Consider the following 19024-nt stretch of genomic DNA (forward strand, 5'->3'; position numbering starts at 1 on the left):
TACATACCTTCCGACTGCGATATTCGGCTATCTCGCGCTGGCGGAAGTCCATATCCGTCCTGGCCAGGTTCGCCGAGTGCCGAGCGCGTTGCCGGGCACGAGTACTCCGGTCCCGGCGTCAGCCGGTCGCGACGGCGACGGGAGTGCCGCTGTCGGTGCGAATCTCGATGCGGTGCACGGTGTCGGCGCGGAAGGAGACCGCTCCGGTCACCGTGATGGGGTTCACCGCGGGGGTGGTCCAGGTGGCGGCGGATTCGGTCTGTCCGTCCACACCGACTACCAGGGCGGTCAGGCGCTGGCCGGTCGGGAGGTCACGCAGGGTGAGGTGCAGTTCGGTGCCCCACGGTTTGGGCGTGAGATCGATGGTGCCGCCGGATGTTCCGGAGCTGCTGGTGAGCGCGATGACACGGTCGACGCCCGGCAGGGCCGGCGAATCGCCTGGGTGAAGCACGAATCCGAGTGCGATTCCGGCGACCAGCGCGGCGGCGGTGAGGCCTGCGGTCGCCGCGAAGCGGCGTCGGCGCTGCCCCGCCCGCTCGTCCGCCACCGCGCGCAGCGTGGCCCGCAGGGCGGCCGAAGGCGCCTCCGGGGCCGCCGTATCCGCCTGTGGTGCTTCGGTTTTGGCCAGCAGACCCGGTACCACGGCGAATTCGGCCAGCTCGCGCCGACATTCCGGGCACACCGCCGCGTGTGCGTCCACGGCGGCCCGATCGGCCGGGTCCAGCCCGCCCAGCACCTACGCGCCCAGCAGCTGCCGGTAGTGCTCGTGGCCGGGGTCGGTCACCGGGTCACCCCCAATTCGTCGAAGATGGAACGCAATGCGCGTACCGCGTAGTAGGAACGGGATTTGACTGTGCCCTCGGCGATTCCGAGCGGCCGCGCGGTCTCGGCCACGCTGCGGTCGCGGTAATAGAGTTCGACCACCACGGCCCGGTGCTCGGGCGAGAGACGCGCCAGGGCCTCCGACACCAGCCAGCCGTCGATGGCCCGATCCAATGGTTCGTCGACCGCGGCCAATTCGGCCAGCACGGCCGTGCCCGCCATCCGACGTCGCAGTGTCATCGATGAACTCCCATCCTCGCGTCTGCCGCAATGCACGCGATGGGACGTCGATAGTGGCGATCAGGTTCGAACCCACTCCGACACTGTGACCCAGCTAACTCCTCACACCACGGCAACACACCAGGACGAGACCACCGCACCCGCGCCGTCGCCTACCGAACCAGGGCCAGCGGCTGGATATGCTTGCATAGCGTCCGCACCCGGTGTGGATGTCGATCGAGTAGCCGTTCCGCATACCGAAGGACCGCCACCGTGTCGGAAGCGTTCGACTGGTCTTCGCCCAAGACATACAGCCAGGTCGTCGATATCGACGACTACCTGGCGATGCCCGAGGACGTCTCCCGCACCGTCGAGATCAAAGACGGGATGATCATCTTCTGCGAGTCGCCCTCGCCCAATCACAATGCCATCTCCCGAAGCATCGAACGCGCGCTGGCCGATGGCGAAGCGAAACGTGCTGACCGGCGACCCTGTCTTCGAGTCAATCGCGACATCGACATGCTGGTTTCGGAGGTCCCGTTCCATTACAAGCGTCCCGACGCGATCGTGTACCGCTGCATCGACGAACCGCGCCCGCGCTGGAAGACGAAACCTACTGTCGCGGATACGATTCTGGTGGTCGAGGTGGTATCACCGACCACTGTCACCGCTGACACCATCGACAAACGCGCTGAATACGCCCGCTACGGCATCCAGCACTACTGGATCGTCCGCATGGCGAACGACGACGGCCCGGCGGTTTCGATCGAGATGCTCACGCTCGACTCCGATGGCAGGTACGTATCCAATGGATACCGCAATCGCAGTGACCACCTCGCCGCGGCGATCGATACGCTCACCCCTTTCGAGATCACCCTTACCTGGGAAGACCTCGACGAAGGGATCGACTGAGTTCGACGACGCCTGTGCGTGGTGAGCGCCCGGTTGCGGGCGTCGCTACTTTCCGTTGCGGTATTCAGCGATTTCGCGGGCGCGGAAGTCCATGTTGTTGCGATCGTGGAAGAACGCGAATACGCCCGCTGCCGCAATGCCCGCGAGGATGAGCGTTGTCATGATGTGCCGCCCTTCGTCGTTCGGAGAGACCATGAATCCATCGCGATCGTAGGATTCACGTTCGGCGGGCGGCAATGCGATTGGGATGGACCGCACAGTCGGGCGGGATGGGCTCACATCGGGCCTCAAGTGTGATCTGGCCATCATCAGCCGTTGACGACCTTGTCACCGCCGAGGCGTTTCGCCTGGTACATCGGCAGGTCCGCGATGTGCAGGAGGTGGTCGACGAGGACGGAGTCGGAAACGGTCGCGATCTCGGACGGAACGAAGACGGCGACTCCGACGCTCGCGGTAACCGGGATCGCGCTTCCGGTGCCGTTCGCCACCGCACGCCGGACGCGCTGGGCCACCGCGTCGACGTCGGTGTGCTCACATCGGCAGAAGGCGACGAACTCGTCTCCGCCGATCCGGGCGATCACGGTACCCGGGTCGGCGACGGCACGAAGTTGACGGGCGACGCCGGTCAGCACCTGGTTGCCCGCGTGGTGGCCGTAGGTGTCGTTGATGCGTTTGAAGCGGTCCAGGTCCACCGAGATGACATACATCCTGGCGCCGGAGGACCGGGCCAGGCTGGGCAGGTAGTAGTCGAGACCGCGCCGGTTCAACAGACCGGTGAGCGGGTCGGACATCGCTTCGGTGCGCAGCACCCAATAGCAGAAGTGCACCGTCGGCAGCACGATCACGGTGGCCACCACGACGATGAACAGGATCGCCAGCGCCAGGGGCACATCCGAGGCCACACAGATCATCACCACGGTCAGCGCCGATACCGACAGCAGTGACCAGATGGCGTGCGAGACAAGCACTTTGGACGAGTGGAACACCGCGATATAGCCGCCGGTCGCCACCAGCAGCACCGAGCCCAGCGAGCCGTACACCGGGTCGGCGTCGAGCAGGCAGGCCGCGGTGATGGCGATATCGGCGAGCGAGACCAGAACCAGTGACTCGCGACGGCTGGGCCAGGGCAGTGTCCACCAGCGCAGTGCCCACACCACCGCCAGCGCCGCGACGGCCCAATGGACCATCCGCGCGGCGGTGCCCTGCGGTCCGGCCGGCGACAGCATGGTCAGGACGCTGGTCGCGCCCATGGCCGCACCGCCGGCGCCCACGAACAGCTGAACGAAACCGAGGCCGTGGCGGGCACGCAGGGCGGCGGGCAGCCAGCCGTAATCGACGGGATCGCGCCACCACGCCCGCATTGTCGCGAAACCGCCCCGCACATCCTCCATGTCAACGCTTCCGGATCGGCATCAGCAGCTGTGCTTACAGGAACTCTCGATCTGCGCTTACAGGGAACTCTCGCCTGAATGGAGAATTTTGCCAGTTGTGCGCTGCGGGTGGAACCGGTGAGTGACGTCGCTACGGCTCCGTGTGACGATCACCTCCCGGTCGCGCGGTAGACGGAAATACGGCCCGCGACGCGGAAGTGGATGCGGGTCGCGGAGCCGATCACCTCTCCGTCGGCGGCGAGACTTGTGCGAGTGGGCAATTCGATGGTCAGGGCGGAGGGGTGGGATTCGGCGTAGACCTTGGTGTGGCCGATGGTGGCGGAGAGGACGGCCAGGCCGGCGCGGACGCGGGAGAAGGGGAGGTCGGCTCGCACCCAGCGGACGTCGAGGAGGCCGGAGTCGAGACGTTCGCGGAAGGCGGGGATGGCGCGGCGCGGGTAGTAGGGGCCGTTGCCGAGGAACAGGACCCAGATGCGGTGGGAGCGGCCGTCGATGCGGGCGTGCAGGGGGCGGGCGCGGCGGAGACCGACCAGGAGGGCGGCGGCGAAGGCGGGCCAGCGGCCCCAGCGGGGGCGCCATTCGCGGCGCAGCGCGAGCATGTCCGGGTAGGTGCCCAGGCCCGCGGTGTTGATCAGGTGCCTGGTGCGGGGGCCGCGTTCGTCGTCGTAGTCGACGCGTGCGATTCCGACCGTGACCGCCTCGCCGGCGGCGACGGCCGCGGCGGTCGCGCTCGGGTCGAGGACGCCCAGGTCGCGGGCGAAGTGATTGAGGGTGCCGGTGGGGAACACCGCCAGCGGAAGGCCGTGGCGCAGGGCGACGGTGGCCGCGGCGGCGAGGGTGCCGTCGCCGCCCGCGACGCCCAGGGCCGAGACGGGTTGCGGGTGTTCGCGATAGGCCGTTTCGAGTCGGACGACCGGGTCCTCGCCGGTATCCAGGCTCACGATGGAGGCCGCGGGCAGCAGGTCCTTGATGTCCGCGGCGGGATCGACGTCGGGATCACCGGAGGCCGGATTCACCAGTACCAGTAGCCCTTCGCCGTCGGGGAGCGCGGGGACGTCCGTGACGGTCCGGGTGTGGGCTCCGGCGGGGACGTGCGCGGGCCACCAGCGCCGGGTCGCCAGGGCGACGCCGGAGCCTACGGCCGCGCCGACGAGGACATCGCTGCCCCAATGCACGCCGGTGTGAACGCGCGAATAGGCGACGATCGCGGCCAGTGGCCCGACAACCGCTGCCGCGCGGGGGTTTTCGAGTGCGACGGCGGTGGCGAACGCGGCCGCGGCCGCACTGTGCCCCGATGGGAACGACGAGGAGGCCGGGGCGGGGGTCAGGCGCCGGTGCACGGGCAGCAGGTCGGCGGCCGGGCGGCGGCGCGCGATGATCGGTTTGAGGATCGAGTCGACGAGCAGGGACGTGGCGCCGAGGGATACGACGCCGCGCACGGCGGCTCGCCGCGGCGGGCCCTTGCGGGTGCCGAGCACGCCCGCGATGAGCAGCCACAGGACACCGAAATCCGCGCTGCGGGTGAGCATCAGCAGCCCGTCGTCCACCGCCGAGGCGGGCAGGCGCGCCACCGCGGCGGTCAGCGCCCGATCGGCCCGCCCGACCCGGCGGAACTTCCGGCGCGCCCGCGCCCGGGCGAGCTCCACTCGATCAGTCCCGATCGCCCTTTGCCGTAACACTATGTGCCTCAACAACACTGTGTGCTTCAACGCGGTTCGAGCCCTCCTCGGGAGACTGCTGTTCGTGCGCCAGACGCGAGATCAATCCGCCCGCCAGCACGTCGTCGACCTGGCGCGGCGAGAGACGGTGGTGAACGGTGAAGGTGCGGTCGTTGGTCATGTCGCGGACGCGCAACCGCGTGGTGCGGGCTATATCGTGCAGCCCCTCGAGCAGCAGCGTGTCGCCCTGCTCGATGCTGTCGTAGTCGGCGGGATCGTCGAATTCCACTGCCAGCACACCGAAGTTGGCGAGATTCTGCCAGTGGATGCGGGCGAAGGATTTCGCGATGACCACCCGCAGACCCAGGTAGCGCGGTGTGATCGCCGCGTGCTCGCGCGAGGAGCCCTGACCGTAGTTCTCGCCCCCGACGACGATATGACCGGATTCGCCGACCTGTCGCGCGCGTTCGGGATACGACTCGTCGATCTGGGTGAAGGTGAACATCGCCAGCTTGGGAATATTGGATCGGAACGGCAGGGCGCGCGCCCCGGCGGGGGAGATCTCGTCGGTGGAGATACCGTCGCCGACCTTCAGCAGCACCGGCGCTTCCACCCGCTCGGGCAGCGGCGTCAGGTCGGGCAGGCTGGAGATGTTGGGGCCCTTGACCGGTCGCACGGTGTGGGCCTGTTCGGGATCCAGCGGCGCGACCAGCATCGTGGTGTTGACCGAGGCCCGGCCGGGCAGTTCGATCTTCGGATACTCCATGCGCGCGGTGTGCGCCCAGGCGCGGGGATCGGTGATCACACCGGTCAGCGCGGACGCCGCCGCGGTCTCCGGCGAGCACAGCCACACCGAGTCCTCCTTGGTGCCCGAGCGGCCCGGGAAATTACGCGGCATGGTGCGCAACGAATTCCGCCCCACCGCGGGTGCCTGCCCCATGCCGATACAGCCCATGCACCCGGCCTGATGGATGCGCGCCCCGGCGGCCACCAGCTCGGTGACCGCACCCATTCGCGTCAGGTCGGTGAGGATTTCCCGGGAGGTCGGATTGACGTCGAAGCTGACCTGCGGCACGGTCTGCCGCCCGGCCACCATGGCCGCCGCGATCGCGAAGTCGCGCAGCCCGGGATTGGCGCTGGATCCGATCACCACCTGCGCGATCTCGGTGCCCGCCACCTCGCGCACCGGCACCACATTGTCCGGTGAGGACGGCCGCGCGATGAGCGGCTCGAGCCCGGACAGATCGATGCTGTCCTCGACGTCGTAGTCGGCATCGGGATCGGCGACCAGCTCGACCCAATCGCTTTCCCGGCCCTCCTCGCCGAGGAAGGCGCGCACCGCCTCGTCGCTGGGGAAAACCGTTGTGGTCGCGCCCAATTCGGCCCCCATGTTCGCGATCACGTGACGATCCATCGCCGACAGTCCCGCCAGCCCCGGCCCGTGATACTCGATGATCCGATTGACGCCCCCGGACACGCCGTGCCGCCGCAGCATCTCCAGGATCACATCCTTGGCCGAACACCATTGCGGCAGTTCGCCTTCCAGCCGAACCCCCCACACCTGCGGCATGCGCAGGTGCAGGGGACGGCCGGAGATCGCCAGCGCCACTTCCAGTCCGCCGACGCCGATGGCCAGCATGCCCAGCGAACCGGCCGCCGGGGTGTGCGAATCCGATCCGGCGAGCGTCCGGCCCGGCACCCCGAACCGCTGCATATGGGTGGGATGCGAGACGCCGTTGCCCGCCTTGGAGAACCACAGTCCGAAGCGCTGCGCGGCCGTGCGGAGGTATTCGTGATCCTCGGCGTTCTTCTCATCGGTCTGCAGCAGATTGTGGTCGACGTATTGGACGCTGACCTCCGTGCGCGCGTGGTCCAGGCCCAGCGCCTCGAGTTCCTGCATGACCAGGGTCCCGGTGGCGTCCTGGGTCAGGGTCTGATCGATCCGGATCGCGATCTCTTCGCCCGGCGTCATGACACCGGACTCCAGATGCGATGCGATCAGCTTGCGCGCCAGATTCATTGGCATAGCGGCTACATTCGGTCAGCTACCGGCCTGCGGTCCGACGACGAACGTGGCGTTCCCGTTCGTGTCGACGCCGGTATCGAGGATCTTGTCGTCGAAGTATTGCGCCGAGTCGTGGTCCATGAAGATCCGCGCGCCCTCGGCATTCAAGACTTCGTCGTGCTCGGCCGGACCGTCGGCGACCCGCAGCCGGAAGGTCTCGGCGTGGTCGGCCGTGGTGATTCGCAGTCCGGCGTCCTGTGGTCCGCCTTCGGTGGAGGTGATGTCGCGAACCGCCTTGACGGCCATGGGGGTGAGCATCAACATGTGGCTGTTTCCTTCCGTCGTCGGGTGTGCCAGCGCAGAGTGCTGGCAGTCGGTCGGGTAACCGGGAACGACGGGACGAAACCTCGATCATCGGAAGATGTGGGGACGCAATCCGGCGGCGGGGCCGTAACCGCGGCGGCGGGCGAGGCGGGCGGCGAGGGGGAGCAGCAGGTGACGCTGCACGGGGAGGGGGATGCCCGCGGCGTAGGTGACCGAGCCCGGTGAGGCCAGCATCATCAGCAGGTGCAGGAAGTGAAGTTCCTGGTGGGCATTGGTTTTGCCGTCGCGGACCGCTTGGCCGAGGGTGCGGCCGAAGGACAGCATCCAGACCGGGCCCGGTGAGTAGAGAGTACGGATGGTGATGGGCCGGTCGGTGTCGTTGTACGGGTCTACATGGGCCGCGCCGGGCGGGATGATGAGCTCGTCGTCGGTGGTCAGCGACCCGGAGCGCAGGCCGCGCCGGTAGCGGGCGCGCGGGCCGTCCAGCAGGAACGAGTGCTGGGTGACGCCGAGATGGATGTGCGCCGGTCCCTTCCCGGTGCCTGGCGGCAGTACCCGGGTGAGGCCCAGGTACTGCTGCCCGTTGACGAAGAACCACGGGTGGATCTCCAGGCGGGCGCCGCGCGCACCGGTGTAGATCTCGAAGATCGGCAGGTCGCGGCGCAGTTCGTAGGTGTCAGTCATGGTGCTCGGGCACCGGATCGATCTCGGGTTCGGGCACCTCCACGCGCCGGGGATGGCGGATCGTCTTGTGCGGAAACCTGTTCCGTACATGCGATTCGGCGTCCGAGCCCGCGTCGACGTAGACGTATTCCGGTTTACGCATCAGCGGCTGCACGATCTCGCGCGAATGCGTATCCGGATCGGTGAGGTAGCGGCCGAGCACGTCCTCACCGGCCGGGCAGACCGCGACGCAGTAGCCCGCGCGGAATTGCGGATGGAACGACAGGCTCTGCCACACCGCGAGGGTCTCGCTCGGGGTGACCCGGCGGCGGTAGTCGGCGGCGTCGGCGCTGTCGACGACCTCCTCGACCCAGCCCGCGAAGTTGGAGAGCTCGTGGTGGTTGTTGTGGGTGTAGCAGGCGTCGAAGTCGAAACCGCCGTCAGTGTGGATCGCGCCGACCGGGCAGGTGGTCACGCAGAGCCCGCAGTCGATACAGGGATTCGAGGCGACCGGTTGGTCGTAACGGCTGATCGGGCGGTCGAGCAGGATCGTGCCCAGCACGATGAAGGTGCCGTACCGCGGGTGAATGACATTGCGGTGCAATCCCATCTGCCCCAGACCGCCGGCCACGGCCACCAGCTTGTGCGACACCACCCAGCTGCGATTCGGATATCGGTGGACCTCGGCTGGGAATCCGGACGCCGGATACAGCGCGCGCACCCCGTGCCGCTGCAATTCCAGGCAGATGTGCCGGGCCGCCTCGTGGACCAGTTCCTGGGTGGTGGCGACGTCACGATTGGCGGCACTGGTCGAGCGGCTCTGCAAATTGTCGCGACTGGTGCGCAGGCACAGACCGATCAATGACCGCGTGCCAGGCAAAGCCTCGAGCACGTAGTCACGTTCGCCCTCGAGCCCCGGCGTATCGAGCGCGACGAATCCGACATCGTCCAATCCGGCGGACAGGCACAGCTCACGTAACCAGTCGGCGTCGAGATCGACCGGCTCACCGTCGGATTCGCGCTGACCGCGAGCGCGCACCGCCGCGACCGTCGGATGCTCGTGCTCCCGGGTCCCGCGCTGGACCGGCACATGCAGCCGATTCCACAACCGCTCGGTCTCATTCATTTCGACTCCGGCGCCGCGTCGATGCCATCGGGCGGCATGATCCCGGTATCCACATAGCGGACCGTCTTCTTCTTGTACCGCTTGCGCACATGGGTCTCCGCGTTCGACCCCGGGCTGACGTACACGTTCTCGGGTTTGCGCTGCAGCGGCCGCAGCACCAGCTGCAGATGCTCTTTCCGGTTGTCGAGATAGGGCCCGATCACATCCTCACCGGCCGGGCACACCGCCACGCAATACCCGGAGCGATACTGCCGCCGCGATTGCAGGGTGGTCTCGCGCGGGGTCATCCGCTCGCCGTAATCGGCGGCGTCCTCGCTGTCGGCCATGGTCTCCACCCAGTCGGCGAAGTTGTTCACGAACTGGTTGTAGGTGTGGGTGTAGCAGCTGTTGAAATCGAAACTGCCATCATTGTGAATGGCCCCGACCGGGCAAGCGGCCACACACAGATAGCAGCCCAGGCACGGATTCCAGTCCAGCGGTTGCGAATACGGCGTGACCTCGGCGTCGGTGAGCACGGTGCCGAGACCGATGAAGCTGCCGAACTTCGGATGGATCACACAGCGGTGAATGCCCAGATGCCCCAGTCCGGCCGCCACCGCCACCGGTTTGTGTGACACCGTCCAGCCGCGACTGGGCAGCCGGTGCGCCTCCACCGGGAACGTCACCGACGGATACAGCGCTCGAAACCCCAGGTCCTGCAGGGCGATACTGATCCGGTGCCCGATCCGGTCGAGCACCGGTATGGCGGTATCGATCTCGGTGTTCACCATGCTGGCCGCCCGGCTGGTGAAATTCTCCCGCGACAGCCGCACGCACACCGCGATCAGCGACCGCGTACTCGGCAATGCCTCACGCACATAGTCGACCTCGCCTTCGAGCCCCGGCGTCTCCAGGGCCGCGAATCCGGCATCGTCGGCCCCAGCGTCCAGGCAGATCTGCCGTAGCTGTGCCGCGTCCAATACTCCGGTCATACGGATACCTCCCGAAGATGTAGACCTCGCGAGCCGCGAGAAATCATCGGTGCACGCCAGAGTATCGGGAATTACATTGAGAGCCACGGGGGTTGGACATAACCCGGTGCGCCCTCGCGGCGCATGATTCGACGGAGGGGAGGGCCGACTGTGGTCTCGAGCATGATCGTCCGGCAGGCTGAGCGGGAACCGGAACTCATGCGCGACGCGCTCAAATTGTCCCGGTGGCTGGCCGACGCAGTACCGCGTCTCGACGTGGATCTGGCCCGCATGCTGCGGAGTTCGGCGCGGTCGCGGAAGAGCGCCGGAGAACTCGAACCGGCCTTGGCCGATGTCGAGGAATCCATGCGGATCTGTCGCCGCGGCCTGACCACGGGTCGCGTTCGTTATCGCGTGGGCTTGGCGCAGTCGCTCTATCTGCGGGCCGACCTTCTGTACGAACTGGGGCGCTACGCCGAGGCCACTACCGACGCACGAGAGGCGGTCGAGTTGTGCCGCACCGGAATCGACGCGAAACCTCGGTGGTTCGGACCTTTGCTGCTGGCAGCGCTGGACACCCTCGCGCGAGCCCACGACCAGGCAGGCGACCCGCAGCAGGCGTTGTCGGCCGGCGCCGAAGAGGTCCGGATCCTGCGGCGCCTCGTGCCGCACCGGCCCACCTACCACTCCAGTCTGGCCGTCGCACTGCACATGCTCGGCGTCTACGCCGACCACGCGGGAGACACCGCGGAAGCATTGCGCGCCACTGACGAAGCCATCCGCCTCTATCAGGACCTCGACGAGCTCGAGCCCGGCGCGTTCACACCCCGGATGGACGTGGCGATCAGCAATCGGGAACTGCAACTCGACAAACTGCAACGGGCCGGACAGGTCGTCCTGGGTCCCTATCCGCTCTGCGCCCGGTGCGAACCGGTCAACGGCGGCCTGATAGCGGTGCGCCACCGCCAACAGCACATACAGGTGGGCGAGCGAGAAGGCTGCATCGACGTCGAGATCGCCGACATCCTCGCCGCCCTGTGGGAACGTGACTGTGACACCACCTGCTCCTGCGAGGATGCCGACGGCCGCGCCGGGGTGATCCCGGCGGCCGGACAGGCCCGGCTGGCCCTGGAGATTCTCGCGGACCTGGGAATCCACGCGGAGCTGGCCGATGAGGTGGTGTACTTCCAGCGCCCCGCGCAGCCGCCGCGGCCCGCGTCCGGAGGATCGCGTGCGCGAATCGCGGTGGGCCGCTTGCTAGCTGCGATCCCGCGCCACTGACACCGTCGCACCGGACCCACCCGCCCGATCCGGGAGGCGCCCCGACCGTTGATATCGCATCGCCGCGCCGGCTCACACGACGGTAGCCGGACCTTCGCTGATCGGTCCGGGCGGCGGGGTGTTGGATGGCAGGGTGGCTGCCGATAGTGATCTACCAGGAGAACGTCCACCGCGTGTTGCCGGGGTTCGAGACCTCGTTTTGAAGGTCAATCCGGTCGGCTGGCGGTGGGAGGCCGGGTTGCGGACGGGACTGGCGTTCGGGGTGCCCGCGGGATTGCTGGTGATCGTCGGGCGCGCCGAGTGGGCGTTGTTCGTGTGTTTCGGGGCGTTCGCGGTGATGTATGGCGAGGGGCGCGCGTATCGGGTGCGGTGGCGGGTGATCGCGCTGGCGGGGGCGGCATTGCTCGCGTGTGTCGGGGTCGGGATCGCGGTGGGTGTGGGCGGGCCGGGGCCGAATGTTCCGGCGTGGCTGGTGAATATCGTGGTCCTCCCGGCCGTGGCGATGGTCGGCGTGTATGTGATCGCGGCCGCGCGGCTGGGTCCGCCGGGCGTGATGTTCTTCCTCGTGGCGTGTTCGGGTGCGTTGGCGGCCGTGCGGGCAGGTATCGGCGCGGCGGGCATCCTGGTCGCGACGGTGCTGGGCATCGCGGGATCGCTGGTGGCGGGGATGGCGGGCTGGATCGTCGCGCCCGACCATCCCGAGCGGGAGGCGGTGGCGCGGGCACTGCGCGCGGTGGACGGCTATGTGGCCGCTCGCGAGCAGGGCACCGCGACGGCCGCGCAGCGCCATGCGGCGGCCGAGGCCCTGTGGGCGGGTTGGGCGACGGTCTACGACGCCGGATTGTCCGATCGGGCAGGTGATTCCGAGCTGGTGTCGCAGTTGCTGGCGGCGCATCGGCGCTGGGGTGCGGCGGTCGAGCCCGACGACGAGACCGAGGCGCCGCAGGGCATTCCCTTGGCCATGCCGACCCTGCGATACCGCTTGCGCCGGTCGCTGACCTGGGATTCGCATGCGGCCGTGACGACCGCGCGGGTCGGCTGCGCCTGCGTGATCGCCGGGTTGCTGGGTGGTCTGGTCGGTTCCGAGCATCCGCACTGGGCGATCCTGACCGCGCTGATCATCCTGCAGGCCGGTCCGGATCGCGTGAACGGCGGCGTGCGCGCGGTGCATCGTCTGGTCGGCACCGCGGCGGGTCTGGTGGTTTTCGCCGTGGTATTCCAGTTGTCGCTCACCGGTTTTCCGCTGGTGATCGTCTTGGCGGTGCTGCAATTCGGCGTCGAATTGTTCATCGTGCGCAATTACGCGCTCGCTGCCATCTTCTTCACTCCGGTGGCCCTGCTCGCCGGTGGTGCGGGCGCGGGCGGTGAGCTCGGCCCGGCGCTGCGGGACCGGCTGGCGGAGACCGCGATCGGCGTGATCGTCGCGGTCCTGGCCTTGAGATTCCTCATGCCGCATGCGGATCGGCGCACCCTGCGCTGGACCGACCACCGAGTGCGCACCGGCGCGACCGCCCTGCTGGCGCGGCTGCGCCGGGAACCCGCCGATGCGCCCGGCCCGATGGCGCTGCGCAGGGATCTGCAATTCGATCTGATCGGAGCCATGCGCGGCGGTCTCGACTCCGCGCACAACGATCCCGGCTGGGCGCACGAAATCTGGTCGCACCATGTGACTCTGGTGCACGCCGGCTACGACCTGCTGGCCGCCTGCCGGACCGTTCCGCCCGGCGGTGAGCTGCCCGCGATCGACGAGTGGTCGCGGGCATTCCGTGCCTGAGGCACCCGCTACCGGGGTAGGGCGGCGGGCTCGCCGGGGGTGCGCAGCGGAGTCAGCGCCCGCGCCCATGCCAGCAGCCCGTCGACGAGGCCGTGCAGTGCCGCCGCGCGCGTCTGCTGCGGCCGGAATTCGCTGAAGTTCACGAAATCCTCGCGCAGGGTCAGCCCCAATTGGGGTGCGATATCGGCCATTCCGATCGCACCCGCCTGCGAGCGCAATTGCTTGATCGCCATGACCGCGCCGTAGATGCCGTAGCCGACATAGGCGACCGGCTTGCCGACCCATTCGTGGTACAGGAAGTCGATCGCATTGATCAGCGACGGCGGGGGAGCGGTGTTGTACTCGGGCGTCACGACGATGAAAGCGTCACAGGCGGCGACGCTTTCGGCCCAGCGCCGGGTGTGCGGCTGCTGCCCGGGCGCGCGCAGCGCCGGGACCGGCTCGTCGAGCAGCGGCAGCCGGTAGTCGTGCAGGTCCAGTAGCACGAATTCGGCTGTCTCGCCCGCGTATTCGACCGCCAGGTCCCGCACCCAATCGCCGACCTGGACGCCGACGCGGCCGGGACGGGTGCTGGCCACGATGATGCCGACTCTGATCATGATGTTGTCTCCTCGAAAGTGTCCGCCGGAAGCTGGTTTCGACCCCGAGACCCCGCCCGCCGCGCCGTTGTGACACCCCCTCACGATGACGAGACTCACTGATCATCACTGTCACAGGTGAGCCGTGCGCGGTGTCCGCGCGAGGATTCACACGCCCCGCGACCCCTGATTCAGCGTGTTAGGCTGACAGGCCGCCAAAGTCGTTGCGGCGAACTGTTCTTCGGGGGGCTCTACGTGAAGGTGGCTGTCAGTCGCGACAGATGCATCGCGGCCGGTCATTGCGCCGTGCGTGCCGACCGAGTTTTCGATCAGGGCGACGATGACGGCATCGTCGTGCTGCTCGATGAGAATCCGGGGGCGGAGCTGGCGCAGGCCGTGCGCTCGGCCGCCGAATTCTGCCCAGCACAAGCGATACAGATCGAGGATTGACGCTGACGATGTCCGACTCACTAGCCGAAGCCACCGCAGAGCCCACCTTCTATCCGGGACGCCGCTCGGCGACCTGCCCCTTCCGCCCGGCCCCCGAGATCGCCGAACTCGCCGCCGCGGGACCGATTTCCACGGTGCGGACCTGGGAGGGCAAGCAGCCCTGGCTGATCACCGGTTACGCCGAGGCGCGGGAGCTGTTCGCCGATCCGCGGGTCAGCGCCGACAACCATCACCCGGCCTACCCGCACATCCACGAGGGGATGAAGGCGGTCGCGGAGATGAGCCCGCGCACCATGTTCAACACCGACGGTGCCGAGCACGCCCGCTACCGGCGCATGCTGGCCAAGCCGTTCACGCCCAAGCGGCTCGAGGCCATGCGGCCCAATATCCAGAAGCACATCGACCAGACCATCGATGCCATGCTGGCCGCGGGTGATTCGGCCGATCTGGTGCGGGCGCTGGCGCTGCCGGTGCCCTCTCTGATGATCTGCGAACTGCTGGGCGTGCCCTATGAGGATCACGCCTTCTTCCAGGAGGCCACCGAGCTCGGCTTCGGCGGTCAGGCCACCGCCGAGGAGCAGCAGCAGTCGACGCTGGAGGTGCTGGGCTTCCTCAACAAGCTGATCGAGGCCAAGACCGCCAACCCGGCCGAGGATCTGCTCTCCGACATCGCCGAGCTGGTGAATTCCGGTGAGCTGCAGGTGTGGGAGGCCGCGCTGCAGGCGGTCGGCATTCTGGTCGCCGGGCACGAGACCACTGCGAACATGATCTCGCTGGCGGTGATCGCACTGCTGGAACAGCCCGAGCAGCTGGCCGTCATCCGCGATACCGAGGACCCCGAGGTGCTGGGCACCGCGGTCGACGAGCTGATCCGGTACATGAGCATCGTGGACACCGGGCTGCGCCGCGTCGCCGTCGAGGACATCGAGGTCGCCGGGACGGTCATTCCGGCCGGCGATCCGATCGTATTCGATCTGGCCTCGGCCAATTTCGACGCGACGGTCTTCGCCGATCCGGAGAACCTGGACCTGACCCGCGCCAATGCCGGCCAGCATCTGGCGTTCGGCTCGGGCCGCCACCAGTGCATCGGGCTGCAGCTGGCGCGCATCGAGCTCGGCATGGTGCTGCAGACGCTGTTCCGCCGCATTCCGCAGCTGCGGCTGGGCAAGGCGGTCGAGGAGATCGAATTCAAGTGGGACGCCATGGTTTACGGCGTCGTCGAGCTGCCGGTGCGGTGGTGACGCAGTAGCCGGATCACGGCAGGGCATGCAGCCAGAGCCTGCTGCGGTCGTCACCGGTGGTGGCCAGCAGCAGGCCGGCGGGCATGGCGATCATGCGGGCCGCGGGTGCGTCGGCGGGCAGTGGAATCCGTTGCCAGTCGCCGCAATTCGTGGTCACCGAGTGCAGTTGCACGGTGTGGTCGAGTGCGACGAGACTCAGTACGCGTGAGCCGGTCGGCACGAGTTGCAGGGTGTCGACGGTCGTCGCGGAGGGACCGGTGACGGGTTCGGCGTCAGGCGAGGCCCAGCACAGGACCTTCGGTGCCGCGCCGATGGTCTGACCGAAGACCGCGCACGCGCTCGAACCGCATGCCACGCGGTTGGCCACGGCATTGGTCCCCGCCATCTCGTGGCGCTGCCAGGTGACAGCGTCGGGTGAGGTCCACTGCACGGGCCGGAGCACGCTGTCGCGCAACGTTTCTCCGACGATCACGAACCCCGACGGGCCGGTCGTGACGGCGGCTGCGCCGGTCTGTTCGCCGGGGGCCGAGGACAGGGCCGGGTCATCGGCGTGGCGCACCCAGTCCGCGCCATTGGCGGAAGTCCAGAACGCGGCACCGTAGCGGCCCTCCGGCCCGTCCCAATCGCCGATCAGCAGATCGGTGCCGCGCAATGCCGCCGCCGTCGTCACCGCGATGGCGTGCGGGCCGCCGAACATCTCCATGGCCTGCGGATGCTCGGTGAGCCCCTGTGCGTCACCACTCCAGATGGTCATGCGCGGATTGCTGTGCGCGCCACCGAAAGCCTGGCCCAGCACCACCGTCCGGTCGCCCACACCGGCCGAGATCAGTTCCGCCAGTTTGGCGTAGGCGCTCTCGCCGCGCACCGGGACCGGTTTCCACTGCGTCCCGTCGGTGGAGGTCCAGGCGGCGGGGGCGCGGCCGTCGCCGACCGGGATCGAGCCCAGGGCCAGCACGCCGTCGGCGGTGGGCGCGAATTCGAGGATGCGGGCGTCGCGCTGCGGCAGGGTCAGTTCCCGCCAGTCCGAATTCGACTCCGCCGACCGCGTGGTGCATCCGGTCGCGAGGGCGAGCACCGCCACCAGCAGGATCGGCCACCACATTCCGACACCGCGCCTCATTCCGCCACTGTGCCAGAACAACCCGGTCACGGCAGGGTTCCGGGTGATCTTGCCGGCGGGGCGGAGCAATTCCGGAACGCGCCGGGGCAAATCCAGAAAGAAGACCAATCGGTATGTGACGATCGCGGATCGTGACGGCAATCCGGACAATTCGGGTGTGGATGCTGGCGGCGCTGACGACGGCGCTGCTGCCCACGTACGCGCACGCCAATCCGGTACAGGATCTACTGGAGCCGCAACACGATCCGGCGTCCATCATGCCGACTCCGAGCAGCGATCCCTTCTACATGCCCAAGCCGGGTTTCGAGGCGCGACCGCCGGGGTCATTGCTGTCCGTCCGCGTGGCCGGTGGCCTGTTCCCAACCGCGCGCTCGCTGGAGCTGCTGGTGCGATCGACGGATTCGCACGATCAGCCGGTCCCGGTCGTCACCACCCTGCTGCTGCCGAACGCAGCCTGGAAGGGGCCCGGCCCAAGGCCTTTGGTCTCCTACAACATTCCGATCTCCTCGGTGGGGCACACCTGCGCCCCCTCGGCCGAATTGAAGCGGGGCATCTCGGCCGACTTCCTCGCGATCCAGATGCTGCTCGCCAAGAACTACGCGGTGGTCATCCCCGACCATCAGGGACCGCGCCAGGCCTATGCGGCCGGGCTCATGGGCGGGCACGCCGTGCTCGATTCGATTCGGGCCGTGACCCGTACGCCCATGCCGGGGCTGAGCCCGGCGACGCCGGTGGTGCTGACCGGCTACTCCGGAGGCGCGATCGCGACCGCGTGGGCCGCGCAGCTCGCGCCGTCCTATGCCCCGGAGATTCGGCTGGCGGGTTCGATCGTCGGCGGCGGACCCTCGGATTTCCGGCTGCTGCTGCCCCGGATGGACGGGGTCAATTTCGCCTCCGGCGTGCTGCTGGCGGCCGCGCTCGGGCTGGCCCGCGAGTATCCGGAGCTGCTGACGCTGCTCAATGACAACGGCTGGCGGGTGGCGAAGCTGTTCCGCGACATCTGCATTGCGCAGGAGACCCAGCTCGGGGTGATCGCACCGCTGCGCATCGATCAACTCTCGAATGTGCCCGAACCGACGAAACTACCCATGGTGCAGCGGATTCTGGACCAGAACCGGCCCGGTGCCGTCGCACCGACCGCGCCGGTGTTCATCTTCCACGGGGTCCACGAGATCTGGATTCCCTACGAAGGCGCGCGGCATCTGTTCGACGAGTGGTGCGCCCGGGGCGCGCGAGTGCGGTTGCAGCCGTTCCCGGGTGAGCATTTCCTGGTCGGTGCGCTCTCTATTCCGCTGACGAACGGCTGGATCGATCAGCTGCTGGCCGGGCGGCTGGTGCCACCGGGGTGCACCGGTCCAGGTCACTGAAATGTCATCGCGATTTAGCTAACATTTAGCAAACTAATTGCGGCGTCGCTTCGATTGGCTCGTGAACATTTCACTTAGCATGCGATTTGCCCGGACAGTCGCATCCTGATGAATGGAAATCGATGACCGCCGATATGCGCAGGGCCGCGACCGCGGTACTCGCCTTGATGGTGTTCCTGATATCGGGTACCGGCGTCCCGCACGCCGAACCGCTGCCGGAATCCGCCATTACGGGAGCGCGGGAAATCGGTCCGAACCGATCACAACTCACGGTGTATTCCGCCGCCATGGGGCGCGCGGTCACCGTCGATGTGCTGCATCCCGCCGATGACGCGCCGCGCCCTTCTTATTACCTGCTCGACGGCGTGGACAGCGCTGCGGGGGAGACGAATTGGACGCAGAAGACCGATATCGCCGCGTTCTTCGCCGATAAGCGGGTGAATGTGGTGCTGCCGGTCGGGGCGCGCGGCAGCTTCTATTCCGATTGGGAGCGGCCCGATCCCGGCCTGGGCGGGGTGCAGATGTGGGAGACGTTCCTGACCAGGGAGCTGCCGCCGCTGATCGACGCGCGCTTCCACGGCACCGGGCGCAATGCCATCGGCGGGCTGTCCATGGGCGCGCTGTCGGCGGCGACGCTGACCATCCGCTACCCGAACCTGTATCGCGGCTTCGCGGCCTTCAGCGGCTGCCTGGACACGGTGAGCGCGAATGCCAAACTGGCCATTCGGAATTCGGTGCGGTGGGTGGGCGGCGATGCGGAGAACATGTGGGGTCCCGACGATGATCCGGCGTGGTCCGCCCACGATCCGGTGACGCACGCGGAGGCGCTGCGCGGCAAGGCGGTCTACATCTCGGCGGGCAGCGGGACACCGGGGCCGGAATCGCTGACCGATCCGCTGATGCCGCAGGCGGTGACCTTCGGCGCGGTGCTCGAGTATCTGGTGCGCGGGTGCACCGAGACCTTCCAGCGGCGGCTCGAACAGCTCGAGGTGCCCGCGACATTTGTTTTCCATCCGCAGGGCACCCATTCCTGGCCGTATTGGCAGCAGGATTTACATGACTCGTGGCCTTTATTAGATGCGGCCCTTTCGGATTAATTTCGTATTTCTCGGATGAACTATTGAAGATCTCGGCGTGTCGTGA

18 protein-coding genes are annotated in these 19024 nt (G+C 67.9%); 7 read left to right on the forward strand and 11 right to left on the reverse strand.

Annotated features, from left to right (window positions below):
* Positions 1-118: 118 nt before the first annotated feature.
* Both ON43_RS17080 and ON43_RS17085 read right to left on the reverse strand, forming a co-directional pair.
* On the reverse strand, positions 119-736 hold the full coding sequence (locus ON43_RS17080) for an anti-sigma factor family protein (RefSeq protein ID WP_040808448.1): 618 nt from the start codon (positions 734-736) through the stop codon (positions 119-121).
* 44 nt (positions 737-780) lie between these two features.
* A complete protein-coding gene (locus tag ON43_RS17085) occupies positions 781-1062 on the reverse strand; it encodes a sigma factor-like helix-turn-helix DNA-binding protein (protein WP_083913472.1) in 282 nt (93 codons plus the stop codon).
* Between the two features lie 252 nt (positions 1063-1314).
* Here ON43_RS17085 and ON43_RS42550 point away from each other — a divergent pair, with 252 nt between their 5' ends.
* Positions 1315-1953: a Uma2 family endonuclease gene (locus tag ON43_RS42550; protein ID WP_051178543.1), complete on the forward strand. Its 639-nt coding sequence runs from the start codon at positions 1315-1317 to the stop codon at positions 1951-1953.
* A 308-nt stretch (positions 1954-2261) separates the two neighbouring features.
* On the opposite strand, the gene ON43_RS17100 is transcribed toward ON43_RS42550, so the two are convergent.
* From ON43_RS17100 to ON43_RS17130, 7 genes are all read right to left on the reverse strand, one after another.
* Entirely contained in the window at positions 2262-3344 is a 1083-nt protein-coding gene (locus tag ON43_RS17100) for a GGDEF domain-containing protein (RefSeq protein ID WP_040808451.1), read from the reverse strand.
* Between the two features lie 149 nt (positions 3345-3493).
* Positions 3494-4990, reverse strand: a complete 1497-nt coding sequence (locus ON43_RS17105) for a bifunctional phosphatase PAP2/diacylglycerol kinase family protein (protein WP_218003285.1) — start codon at positions 4988-4990, stop codon at positions 3494-3496.
* 4 nt (positions 4991-4994) lie between these two features.
* A complete protein-coding gene (locus ON43_RS17110) occupies positions 4995-7028 on the reverse strand; it encodes an aconitate hydratase (protein ID WP_040808452.1) in 2034 nt (677 codons plus the stop codon).
* A 15-nt stretch (positions 7029-7043) separates the two neighbouring features.
* Complete coding sequence (locus tag ON43_RS17115; RefSeq protein WP_040808453.1) at positions 7044-7331, reverse strand: hypothetical protein; 288 nt, start codon at positions 7329-7331, stop codon at positions 7044-7046.
* Positions 7332-7418: 87 nt separating this feature from the next.
* Positions 7419-8015: a hypothetical protein gene (locus tag ON43_RS17120; RefSeq protein WP_040808454.1), complete on the reverse strand. Its 597-nt coding sequence runs from the start codon at positions 8013-8015 to the stop codon at positions 7419-7421.
* Complete coding sequence (locus ON43_RS17125) at positions 8008-9120, reverse strand: 4Fe-4S binding protein (protein ID WP_063712565.1); 1113 nt, start codon at positions 9118-9120, stop codon at positions 8008-8010. The genes ON43_RS17120 and ON43_RS17125 overlap by 8 nt, the downstream gene beginning before the upstream one ends.
* On the reverse strand, positions 9117-10091 hold the full coding sequence (locus ON43_RS17130; protein ID WP_051178544.1) for a 4Fe-4S binding protein: 975 nt from the start codon (positions 10089-10091) through the stop codon (positions 9117-9119). The genes ON43_RS17125 and ON43_RS17130 overlap by 4 nt, the downstream gene beginning before the upstream one ends.
* Positions 10092-10241: 150 nt before the next feature.
* On the opposite strand from ON43_RS17130, the gene ON43_RS17135 reads away from it, so the two are divergent.
* Both ON43_RS17135 and ON43_RS17140 read left to right on the forward strand, forming a co-directional pair.
* Positions 10242-11351 (forward strand): tetratricopeptide repeat protein, encoded by a 1110-nt coding sequence (locus ON43_RS17135; protein WP_157514079.1) that lies wholly within the window; start codon positions 10242-10244, stop codon positions 11349-11351.
* A 199-nt stretch (positions 11352-11550) separates the two neighbouring features.
* Positions 11551-13125: an FUSC family protein gene (locus ON43_RS17140; RefSeq protein WP_051178545.1), complete on the forward strand. Its 1575-nt coding sequence runs from the start codon at positions 11551-11553 to the stop codon at positions 13123-13125.
* A gap of 8 nt (positions 13126-13133) precedes the next feature.
* Here the strand turns inward: ON43_RS17140 and ON43_RS17145 are convergent, their stop codons facing one another.
* Entirely contained in the window at positions 13134-13724 is a 591-nt protein-coding gene (locus ON43_RS17145) for an NADPH-dependent FMN reductase (RefSeq protein ID WP_040808457.1), read from the reverse strand.
* A 234-nt stretch (positions 13725-13958) separates the two neighbouring features.
* Here ON43_RS17145 and ON43_RS17150 point away from each other — a divergent pair, with 234 nt between their 5' ends.
* Both ON43_RS17150 and ON43_RS17155 read left to right on the forward strand, forming a co-directional pair.
* A complete protein-coding gene (locus tag ON43_RS17150) occupies positions 13959-14153 on the forward strand; it encodes a ferredoxin (RefSeq protein WP_040808458.1) in 195 nt (64 codons plus the stop codon).
* 8 nt (positions 14154-14161) lie between these two features.
* Complete coding sequence (locus tag ON43_RS17155; RefSeq protein ID WP_040808459.1) at positions 14162-15394, forward strand: cytochrome P450; 1233 nt, start codon at positions 14162-14164, stop codon at positions 15392-15394.
* A gap of 13 nt (positions 15395-15407) precedes the next feature.
* On the opposite strand, the gene ON43_RS17160 is transcribed toward ON43_RS17155, so the two are convergent.
* On the reverse strand, positions 15408-16514 hold the full coding sequence (locus ON43_RS17160; protein WP_157514080.1) for a hypothetical protein: 1107 nt from the start codon (positions 16512-16514) through the stop codon (positions 15408-15410).
* Positions 16515-16645: 131 nt separating this feature from the next.
* Between ON43_RS17160 and ON43_RS17165 the strand changes: the two genes are divergently transcribed.
* Both ON43_RS17165 and ON43_RS17170 read left to right on the forward strand, forming a co-directional pair.
* Entirely contained in the window at positions 16646-17881 is a 1236-nt protein-coding gene (locus ON43_RS17165) for a lipase family protein (RefSeq protein ID WP_245568629.1), read from the forward strand.
* 134 nt (positions 17882-18015) lie between these two features.
* A complete protein-coding gene (locus ON43_RS17170; protein WP_040808714.1) occupies positions 18016-18978 on the forward strand; it encodes an alpha/beta hydrolase in 963 nt (320 codons plus the stop codon).
* The last annotated feature ends 46 nt before the right edge of the window (positions 18979-19024 follow it).

The organism is Nocardia concava NBRC 100430 (assembly GCF_000308815.1).
GTDB lineage: Bacteria > Actinomycetota > Actinomycetes > Mycobacteriales > Mycobacteriaceae > Nocardia > Nocardia concava.